A 10,567-nucleotide genomic window follows, 5' to 3' on the forward strand; every position below is an offset into this window, starting at 1 on the left:
ACAAAGTTTCGGAACGTCAGCAACGTACACTACGTCTTTAGTATCTGTTGCTCCGGCTATTTTTCATGCTTTCAACTTTAGAACGAATCGACCCCCACAGCGACCGCATCGATATCCTGGTCGACCTGGTCGAACAACTGCGCCCGCAGCGGCGCGCCGACATTGCCGGCAGCACCGAACGGGTGCGCACCCTGTGCCAGCTCCTCAAGGGCAACCCGGCCCATGCCTCCGCCCTGCGCAGCTACCTCACGCGCCTGCTCGACAGCCGCCGCCACGCCAGCCTGTATACCGATATCGGCGTGCTCTCCAACGATGGCTTCTTCACTGAACTGAAACGCCGCGTTTCCTACCGTTTCCTGCCGCCCGCTCTGGGCGATGTCTACCTGAGCGACGCCATCGACCAGGTGCTGTACGTGCAAACCGACTACCGCTGGATCGCCACCGTGCCGGCCGCCGACTGGCTGGAATTGTTCGACCTGGTGTCGAACGCCGCGCCCGCGCCGCACACCGGCCCGGCCAACGCGCGCCGCACCACCGTGCTCGGCATGCTCGAAGCGATCCGCACCCTGTCCTGCCGCGTGTGCGCGCTCGGCTTCGAGCCGCGCCTGATCAGCAGCCACGCCGACATCGAAAACTTCGATTCGCCCTTCCTGATGCAAAACATCGAGGTCAATCACTACCTCGACGGCTACGCGCGCCTGCTGGCCGGCGAAGCGGCCAGCGTGGACGATGCGCGCCACCTGCTGGTCATGCTCGACCAGTGCGACAGCGTGGTCGCCAAGATCCGCAAGAATGCGCTCAGCCACGGCACCAGCGTCGCCCTCACCTATCTGCTGGTAGCCCTGACCCAGAGCATCGACCGCTTGCGCAAGCTGCTGTTCCTGGTCGACGTCAGCGGCCAATTGCCGGCCGCCCCCAGCGTCGACCTGGCAACCCTGGCCAACGACGCCACCCCCGACTACGCGCCGCCGACCAGCCTGCACCGCGCCGGTGCCATCGCCCTGGCCCAGGAACTGGTCGAAGCCCACAACAACAAATACACGGTGCGCGACCTGTTCGCCGACAATATCGACCTGCTGGCCCGCAACGTCACCGAAAACGCCAGCCGCACCGGCGAGCATTACATCGCCGACACGCGCGGCCAGCTGGGCGGCATGTTCCTGTCCTCGGCCGGCGCCGGCTTCATCGTCGGCTTCATGGCGCTGTTCAAGATTTTGCTGGGCACCCTGCGCGCCGCGCCGCTGGTCGAAGCGTTCTTGTTCAGCCTGAACTACTCGCTCGGCTTCATGCTGATCCACGTGCTGCACTTCACCGTGGCCACCAAGCAGCCGGCCATGACCGCGTCGCGCATCGCCGCCGGCCTGTCGAGCAAGGATGGGCGCAATATCGACCTCGACAGCATGGCGGAACTCATCAACAAGGTGTTCCGCACCCAGTGCTTCGCCGTGCTGGGCAACCTGGCCACCGCCATTCCGACTGCCTGGCTGATCGCCATGGGCTACCGCTACGCCACCGGACACCACCTGGTCACGCCCGACAAGGCCGCGCACCTGTTGCACGATATCGATCCGATCCACAGCCCGGCCCTGTTCTACGCCGCCATTGCCGGCGTGTGCCTGTTCGTGGCCGGTCTCATTTCTGGCTACTTCGATAACAAGGCGCTGTACACGCGCATGGCACGGCGCGTGGTCCAGCTGCGCGGCCTGGGCCGTCTGCTGGGGCCGGAACGCCTGGGGCGCCTGTCGCTGTACATCGAAAACAACCTGGGCAGCCTGATGGGCAACCTGTATTTCGGCATTTTGCTCGGCACCATCGGCACCCTCGGCTTCCTGTTCGGCCTGCCGCTCGACATCCGCCACGTCACCTTCTCGTCCGCCAATTTCGCTACCGCACTGGTGGCGCTCGACCACAGCATGAGCTGGGAAGTGGCACTGACCTCGATCGGCGGATTTTTATCGATCGGTACGGTCAATCTCGTGGTAAGTTTCGGGTTGGCACTATTAGTTGCGCTTCGCGCGCGCAAGATTCACTTCGAACACGGTATCCTGTTGTTGAAAGCACTCGGACGGCGCTTCCTGGCCGCCCCCATCGATTTTTTCATCGGGCCCGGGGACATGCCGCCGGAGCCGCCCGAAGCCGTACCAACGAGGGGTTCAAAATGACAAAACCACGCGTCGCTGCCTGGCTGGCCGTACTGGCCCTGGCCGTCGGCCTGGCCTCCTGCGCCTCGCTGCCCTCGATGGATGGGCTGGTGGATGCGCCGGCGGCGCGTGCCAACCCGACCATCGCCACCGGCAAGGGCCGGATGGACAAGAAAAAGGCCGCCGACCTGCTGGCGCGGCGCTGGGCCAAGGCCACGCCCGACATGAAGGCGCTGGCGGTGCTGGAAGAAGCGGCCACCGGCGTGCCCCTGGTGGCCGGCAACAAGGTCACCCTGCTGTTCGATGGCCCGGCCACCATGAAGGAAATGATGGCCGCCGCCAGCAACGCCAAGACCTCGATCAACCTGGAAACGTATATTTTCGACCAGGATGAAATCGGCCTGCAATTCGCCAACGTGCTGATCGAAAAACAAAAACAGGGCGTCACCGTCAACGTGCTGTACGACAGCGTCGGCACCCTGGCCACGCCCAAGGAATTCTTCGCGCGCATGAAGCAGGCCGGCATTGCCATGGTCGCCTTCAACCCGGTCAATCCGGCGGCGCGGGTCGGCAAGTGGGAGCTGAACAACCGCGACCACCGCAAGCTGATGGTGGTCGACGGCAAGGTCGCGTTCACGGGCGGCATCAACATCAGCAGTACCTACGCCAACAGTTCCTTCTTCCGCTCCAAGCGTAAGCCGGACACGACCGACAGCAAGAAAGTCGGCTGGCGCGATACGCACATCAAGATCGAAGGCCCGGCGGTCGCCTCGCTGCAGTATCACTTCATCGAAGGCTGGGTCAACCAGGATGCGGGCGAATTGCCCGAGCGCGAATATTTCCCGCCGCTGGCGCCGGTGGGCGACAAGATCGTGCGCGTGCTGGCCACCGATCCCGAGCGCGAATCGGAGATCTACAAGGCCTTCATGCTGTCGATCCAGGAAGCGAAAAAAACGGTGCACATCACGTCCGCGTATTTCGTGCCGGACCGCCAGTTTGTCGATGCCCTCAGCGCCGCCGCCAGGCGCGGCGTGGACGTGCGCCTGGTGCTGCCCGGCGTGACCGATCACGGCCTGGTGTTCCATGCGGGACGCGCGTTCTACGATGAACTGCTGCGCAACGGGGTCAAGATCCACCAGCTGCAAGTAGCGATCTTGCATGCCAAGACGGCGGTCATCGATGGCACCTGGTCGACGGTGGGTTCAGCCAATATCGACCGCCGCAGTTTCCTGCACAATTACGAACTCAATGTGGTGGTGCTCGACGCCGGCTTCGGCAACGACATGGAGAGCGCGTTCGCCGAGGATTTGCGCGACTCCAAGGAAATCACCCTCGCCCAGTGGCGCGACCGCCTGTGGGCCGACCGCCTCAAGGAATGGGCGGCACGGCTGACCGAATACTGGATCTAATTCTTCCATCGCAGCCAATCTGTTGTTCTCCAACGCGATTCCATCGTGTTTCGAGCGAAACATCATTTACACAAAAATAGTGTTTCGCTATATTCAAAGCACATAGGGATCAGCGCGGCTTGAGATAAATCAAGCGGAGCCTTGGTTCATCGGGCCCGCGCAAGGTCTTTGCAGGGCGCTCCCACGACTGTTGCGGACCTGGACTGGACTAATCTCATGGCAAATTTCAACTTTCAAAAAAAACAAATGGCAGTCCTGGTTGCCGGTGCCTGCCTGGTGATGGCCAATGCGGCGGCGATCGGCACCCCTTGTCCGGCTGCCAGCGGCGGCCTCATTACGGTGGACAACACTACCGTCGATAACACCTGCACCATCGGCAGCGGCGAGAGCCTCGACGTCACCGCCACCGGGGTGATTACCGTGCCGCTGGCCAACACGCCGAACAATGGCGTCGAACTCAATTCGGGCGTCACCGCCGGCTCCATCACCAATGCCGGCACCATCAACCCGGTCGCCGTCGGCGTCAACATCATGGGCACCCTCACCGGCGGGATCACCAATAGCGGCACCATCGCGTCCACCGGACCGTGGGGCGGCGTGACCGAGGAAGGTATTCGCCTGAGCGGCGCCACGGTGGGTGGCGCCATCAGCAACGGGCCGGCGGGCGTGGTCAGCACCGTCAATGGCAGCGCGATCCACATCGTCACCAGTTCCTTGCAGGGCGGCATCACCAACGCCGCCGGGGGAGAGATTGTTGCCGCCGGCGGCTTTGCCGCTCTCGACATCAGCAATGCGCAACTCGGCGCCAGCATCGACAACCAGGGCCACATCGGCAACAAGGCGGGACAAAACGCGCGCGGCATCGCCCTGCTGAACGTCACGATCGCCGGCGATATCCTCAACAGCGGCACCATCAGCACCCAGGGCGGCAACCCGGCGCTGGCGCTGCTCGCCACCACCATAAGCGGCAAGATCAGCAATAGCAGCACCTTGGGCTCGGGCAATTCCAATGCCATGACGATACAGAGCAATTCCAATGTCGGCCAAATCGAAAATACCGCGACCGGCACCATCAATGGCGCCTTCGCAGGGATGTATATATCCAGTTCCACCATCGCCAGCGGCATCGTCAATGCCGGCACGATCAACGGCGTCCACGCCATCGAGCTGCAGACGTCGACCATCAGCGCCGGCGGCATCCTCAACGACACCGGCGCCGCCACGCACGGCAGCCGCGCAATTAATCTGGGCAATGCGCAGATCAGCGGCGACATCATCAACCGGGGCTTGATGGACGGGGCCGAAGGCGGCATCGTCGGATACAACGGCACCACCATCTCCGGCAAGCTGAGCAATTCCGGCACCATGACCTCGAACGGCGACACGATTAACCTGAGCAATGTCCAGATCGCCGGTGAACTGGCCAATAGCGGCATCATCACCAGCACGAACGGCAAGGGGATGAGCATGACCGGCGGCTCGACGGCGGCGTCGGTCAGCAACAGTGCCACCGGCGTGATTACCACCGTCAACAGCTACGGTATCCGCATCGACGGCACCGGCACCAGCGTGGCGGGCGGGATCGTCAACGGCGGCGCCCTCAACGGCGCGCGCGGCATTTCAGTGAGCAACAGCGCCAACATCGTGGCCTCCGGCATCGTCAACCAGCTCGGCGCGACCATCACCAGCACCGGCACCGGGATCGCCGTCGACAGTGCGCAAGTGCATGGCGGCATCGAGAACCTTGGCGCGATCACCGGCACCAGCAGCGGCATCACGATCAGCGGCACCAGCGTCATCGATGGCGGCATCACCAACAGCGGCACCATCGGCGGCACCAAGTCGCTTGACCTGGCCAATAGCGGCGACGCGTTCATCGTGAGCAATAACGGCGGCTTGAGCGGCGACCTCGCGCTCGGCATCAATACCCTCAACATCCTCGGCAGCGCCGCCAGCGTGAGCGGCACCGTCACCGGCGGCACCGGCAGCGTGGTCAATATCGGCACCGGTGCACTCAATACCGCCACGTTCACGCCTGGCGGCAATTTTACCGGCCTGGCCCAGATGAATATCGGCGCGGCCAGTACCCTGCGTTCGACCAGCGCCCTGAACATCGGCGCGACGACAATGAGCAACAGCGGCGTCCTCTCGGTCGCCGCCGGGCATACCGTCAGCTTGACGGGCGACTATATCCAGGCTGCCAACGGCCTGTTCCGCACCGGGCTGACGAACGCCACGACCTACGGCAAACTGAACGTGACCGGCAATGTCACCATGTCGGCCAGCAGCAACATCGATGTCGACGTCGACGGCGCGCCGGTGCTTGCCAACGGTACCATCCTGCCCGATGTGATCAAGGCCAGTGGCACCTTGACCACGGCGTCCATCATTCCTGTCACCGACAACAGCTTCCTGTTCAACCTGACTGGCGTAAAAAATGGCAACTCCATCGATCTGGTGATTGCTTCGGCGCCGACACCAACACCAACACCAACACCAACACCAACACCAACCCCGACACCGACGCCAACGCCGACCCCAACACCAACGCCGACCCCAACACCGGTACCGACCCCGACACCGGTACCGACCCCGACGCCAGTACCTGTGCCGACCCCTGTCCCTGTCCCGACACCTGTTCCTGTCCCGACACCTGTTCCTGTCCCGACACCCGTGCCTGTGCCGACACCCGTACCTGTGCCGACCCCTGTTCCTGTGCCGACACCGGTTCCTGTCCCGACACCGGTTCCTGTCCCGACACCGGTCCCGACACCGGTGCCGACACCCGTCCCGACGCCGGTACCAACACCAGTGCCGGTCCCAACCCCGGTCCCGACGCCAGTGCCGACGCCACCGGTGCCGCCGATCCAACCGCCGTCGCCGGCCAATACCGCCGTCTCGGCCATCGTAGCGACCGGCAATTCATCCGGAGGCGGCGCGGCGCGCGTGTTCGACCAGCTGATCGCCAGCAGCACCGGCGGCGACATGGGCCAGGTCATCACGGCGCTGGGCAAGCTGTCGACCGCGAAAGAAGTGTCCGATGCCGTCGTCCAGACCGTGCCGCTGGCGGCCGGCGGCACTGCCGCCGCCCTTGCCGGCACCATGAACCTGACCGACCGCGTGGTGCAGGCGCGCCTCGAAGCCAATCGCGGCCTGTCGGCCGGCGACAGTTACGGCAATGAGCGCGCGCTGTGGGCCAAGCCGTTTGGCGCCTGGGCACGCCAGAGCGACCGCGATGGCACGGCCGGCTACAAGGCCGACAGCGGCGGCCTGATCGTCGGGGCCGATGGTGTTGTCAGCAGCGCCGACCGGGTCGGCTTTGCGCTGACCTATGCCAGGACCAATCTGGACGGCAACGGCGCGAACGTGCAGTCGGCCGATATCGACCTGCTGCAACTGATGACCTACGGCAGCCACAACCTGGACGCCGACACCGACCTCAGCTGGCAGCTCGACATGGGCACCAACAAGACCAAGGGCCAACGGCTCATCAGTTTTGGCGGCCTGAGCCGCGTGGCCAGCAGCGATTATCGCGGCACCAGCCTGCATGCCGCCGGCGGCATTGCGCGCGTGCTGCGCATGAGCGAGCAAACCAATCTGACCCCATCGATGCGCCTGGACTACACCACCGTCAAGAACAAGGCGTACGCGGAAACCGGCGCCGGCGCCCTCAACCTGCTGGTCAACAGCCAGCGCGCCAAGCAATTGATCCTGTACGCCGATGCCAAGCTCAATCATTCGCCATCGAAGGAGCTGACGTTCTCGGGCAACCTGGGGTTCGGCTATGATTTCCTGGCCGAGCAAACCGCGGTGGTGGCGACCTTTGCCGGCGGCGGACCGGCGTTCACCACCAACGGCATCGATCCCAAGCCGCTGTTCGCGCGCGCCGGCGCCGGCGTGACCTTGATGCGCTCGGGCAGCACCGAACTGACGGCGCGCTACGACGCCGAAGCGCATCGCGGCTTCCGGGCCCAGAGCATTTCGCTGAAGATGCGCAAGCAGTTCTGAGCGGCGCCCCGACCGTGGCCGCCGCCGCGGCCGGGGCACCCGCCGACCCTGTCACAAGGAGACCGATGTCGAACGACGCACCCGCATGGCGTTTGAAAAGCAGTGTGAGCGGCATCGAATGGCCGGCTGTTCCGGATGTGTGGAGCAGCCTGGTCTCCCTGTTGCGCCAGATGGACAGCGAACAATGGGGGGCCGTACAGGAGATCGCTTAGCGCCAGTCGCAGCGGCTCAAGTCAATGCCCGAGCGCGAGTATGTCCGCTCCTGGCGCCGGTTGGCGACAAGATCGTGCGCATGCTGGCCACCGATCCCGAGCGCACGTCGCAGATCTGCAAGGCGTTCATCATCCCGCTTGATCGCCCGCACCCCGGCCCCGGCCAATGTGTTGTTACACAAGCGGATTCCGTCGTGTTCCGAGTGAAACCTCATTTACTTAAAAATAGTGTTTCGCTATATTCAAAGCACATAGGGATCAGCGAAGCTTGACACGAATCAAGTGAAGCCTTGATTCATCGGGCGCGCGCACTCTTTGCAGCATGCCCCCACGACTGTTGCGCAACCGGACTGGGAACTGATCTCATGGCACATTTCAACTTTCAAAAAAACCAATGGCAGTGCTGGTCGCGGGCGCCTGTCTGCTGATGGCCAATGCGTCGGCGATCGGCACCGCGTGCCCCACCGCCGTCAGCAGCACGATCACGGTGGACAACACCACCATCGATAACGTCTGCACCATCGGCCCCGGCGAGAGCCTCAATGTGAGCGCCACCGGGGTGATTACCGTACCGCTGGCCAACACGCCGAACAATGGCGTGGAAGTCAATACCGGCGTCACCGCCGACGGCATCACCAATGCCGGCACCATCAATCCGGTCGCGGTCGGCATCAACATCACGGGCAACCTCACTGGCGGGATCACTAATACCGGCACCATCTCGTCCACCGGACCGTGGGGCGGCGTGACCGAGGAAGCCATCCGCCTGAGCGGCGCCAGCGTGGGCGGCGCCATCAGCAACGGGCCTGCGGGCGTGATCAGCACCGTCAACGGCAGCGCCGTCCATATCATCAACAGTAGCTTACAGGGCGGCATCACTAACGCCGCCGGCGGCAACATCAGCGCGGCTGGCGGCTTTGCGGCGGTCGACATCAGCGGGTCCCAGATCGGCGCCAGCATTGTGAACCAAGGACACATCGGCCGTACGCCAGGGCAAAACGCGCGCGGCATCGCCCTCTCGAGCGTCGCCGTTACCGGCGATATCCTCAACAGCGGCACCATCGACACCCAGGGCGGCTATCCGGGGCTGGCGCTGACCGCGACCACCGTCAGCGGCAAAATCAGCAACAGCGGCAGCTTGGGCAGCTCCAATTCCGACGCATTGACGATTCTGGGCAATTCCACGGTCGGCCAGATCGAAAATACCGCGTCGGGCACCATCAATGGCGCCTCCAAGGGTATCTATGGAAGCGCGTCCACCATCACGAGTGGCATCGTCAATGCCGGCACGATCAGCGCCATGCACCCCATCGAATTGCAGGTCACAAACATCAGCGGCGGCGGTATCCTGAACGATACCGGCGCGCAGACGCATGGCGAGCGCGGCATCGACCTGAACGGGGCGCTGATCAGCGGCGACATCGTCAACCGCGGCCTGATGGACGGGGCCGAAGGCGGCGTCACCGCCCGCAGTGGCAGCACGATCACAGGCAACGTGAACAACTCCGGCACCATCACCACCACCCAGTCGAACGGCCGCTACAACGCGGACGGCGCCGGCATATTCATCGCCAACGGTTCGCATGTTACTGGCGAGATCCGCAACAGCTCGATCATGACCAGTAGTAGCGGTAACGGCATCACCGTGACGAGCGGCGCCACGGCGGGGTCGATCACCAATACCGCGACCGGTGTCGTCACCGCCGGGAACTACGCCATCAATGTCGACGGCACCAGTTCCAGCCTGGCCACCGGCATCGTCAACGGCGGTGCGCTGACCGCCGCGCGCGGCATCCGGATCGGCAACGCCGCCAATATCGTGGCCGGCGGCATCGTCAACCAGCTAGGCGCCAGCATCACCGCCACCGACGTCGGCATCACCGTGCCGAGTGCACAGATCCATGGCGGCATCACCAACGCAGGGACCATCAGCGGCACCAACACCGGCATTGCGATTACCGGCACCAGCGTGCTCGACGGGGGTATCCTGAACACCGGCACCATCAGCGGCGCCATTTCGCTCAATTTCACCAACAGCGGCAGTGCGTTTATCGTCACCAACCGGGGCGGCCTGACTGGCACGCTCGCGCTCGGCATCAATACCCTGAACATCCTGGGCACCACCGCCAGCGTGACCGGTACCGTCAGCGGCGGCGCCGGCAGCGTGGTCAATATCGGCGATGCCATGCCCAGTTTCGGCATCAGCTTGCCCACGACCGCCACGTTCACACCTGGCGGCGATTTTACCGGCTTGAGCCAGATGAATATCAACGCGGGCAGTACCCTGAGTTCGACTAGTGCGCTGAACATCGGTGCGACGACCATGACCAACAGGGGCATCCTGTCGGTCGCCGCCGGCCATACCGTCACGCTGACGGGCGACTATGCCCAGGCTATCGGCGGCGTGTTCCGCACCGGCCTGACCAACGCCACCACCTACGGCAAACTGAACGCGACCGGCAATGTCGACATGTCTGCCAGCAGCAACATCGATGTCGACGTCACCGGCGCGCCGGTCCTTGCCAATGGCACCATCCTGCCCGATGTAATCAAGGCCGGCGACACGCTGACCACGGCGCTCACCATTCCGGTGACCGACAACAGCTTCCTGTTCAACCTGACTGGCGTGAAAAACGGCAAGTCCATCGATCTGGTGATTGCTTCGGCGCCAACACCAACACCAACACCAACACCAACACCAACACCGCCACCGACGCCGACACCGACCCCACCCCCGACGCCGCCACCTCCCCCCCCGCCGACGCCGCGGCCGACGCCGACGCCGGGGCCGGCGCCG

At 64.0% G+C, this 10,567-nt stretch carries 6 protein-coding genes; all 6 read left to right on the forward strand.

Going from position 1 to position 10,567, the window contains the following annotated elements:
• Positions 1 to 65 precede the first annotated feature (65 nt).
• Complete coding sequence (locus F2P44_RS18925; RefSeq protein WP_167088596.1) at positions 66 to 2,162, forward strand: site-specific recombinase; 2,097 nt, start codon at positions 66 to 68, stop codon at positions 2,160 to 2,162.
• A complete protein-coding gene (gene cls, locus F2P44_RS18930; protein ID WP_167088597.1) occupies positions 2,159 to 3,550 on the forward strand; it encodes a cardiolipin synthase in 1,392 nt (463 codons plus the stop codon). The genes F2P44_RS18925 and cls overlap by 4 nt, the downstream gene beginning before the upstream one ends.
• A gap of 246 nt (positions 3,551 to 3,796) precedes the next feature.
• Positions 3,797 to 7,558: an autotransporter domain-containing protein gene (locus tag F2P44_RS18935; RefSeq protein WP_167088598.1), complete on the forward strand. Its 3,762-nt coding sequence runs from the start codon at positions 3,797 to 3,799 to the stop codon at positions 7,556 to 7,558.
• A gap of 65 nt (positions 7,559 to 7,623) precedes the next feature.
• Complete coding sequence (locus F2P44_RS18940) at positions 7,624 to 7,770, forward strand: hypothetical protein (RefSeq protein WP_167088599.1); 147 nt, start codon at positions 7,624 to 7,626, stop codon at positions 7,768 to 7,770.
• A gap of 80 nt (positions 7,771 to 7,850) precedes the next feature.
• Entirely contained in the window at positions 7,851 to 8,042 is a 192-nt protein-coding gene (locus F2P44_RS18945) for a hypothetical protein (protein ID WP_167088600.1), read from the forward strand.
• A gap of 122 nt (positions 8,043 to 8,164) precedes the next feature.
• Positions 8,165 to 10,567 (forward strand): beta strand repeat-containing protein (locus F2P44_RS18950; protein ID WP_370662716.1); only part of this gene is annotated, 2,403 nt, incomplete at its 3' end.

The organism is Massilia frigida, from assembly GCF_011682175.1.
In the GTDB taxonomy this organism is placed as follows: domain Bacteria; phylum Pseudomonadota; class Gammaproteobacteria; order Burkholderiales; family Burkholderiaceae_D; genus Telluria_A; species Telluria_A frigida.

Coding starts and splice junctions, on each gene's coding strand:
- F2P44_RS18925 (WP_167088596.1), top strand. CDS start 66: ATGCTTTCAACTTTAGAACGAATCGACCCCCACAGCGACCGCATCGAT.
- cls (WP_167088597.1), top strand. CDS start 2,159: ATGACAAAACCACGCGTCGCTGCCTGGCTGGCCGTACTGGCCCTGGCC.
- F2P44_RS18935 (WP_167088598.1), top strand. CDS start 3,797: ATGGCAGTCCTGGTTGCCGGTGCCTGCCTGGTGATGGCCAATGCGGCG.
- F2P44_RS18940 (WP_167088599.1), top strand. CDS start 7,624: ATGTCGAACGACGCACCCGCATGGCGTTTGAAAAGCAGTGTGAGCGGC.
- F2P44_RS18945 (WP_167088600.1), top strand. CDS start 7,851: ATGCTGGCCACCGATCCCGAGCGCACGTCGCAGATCTGCAAGGCGTTC.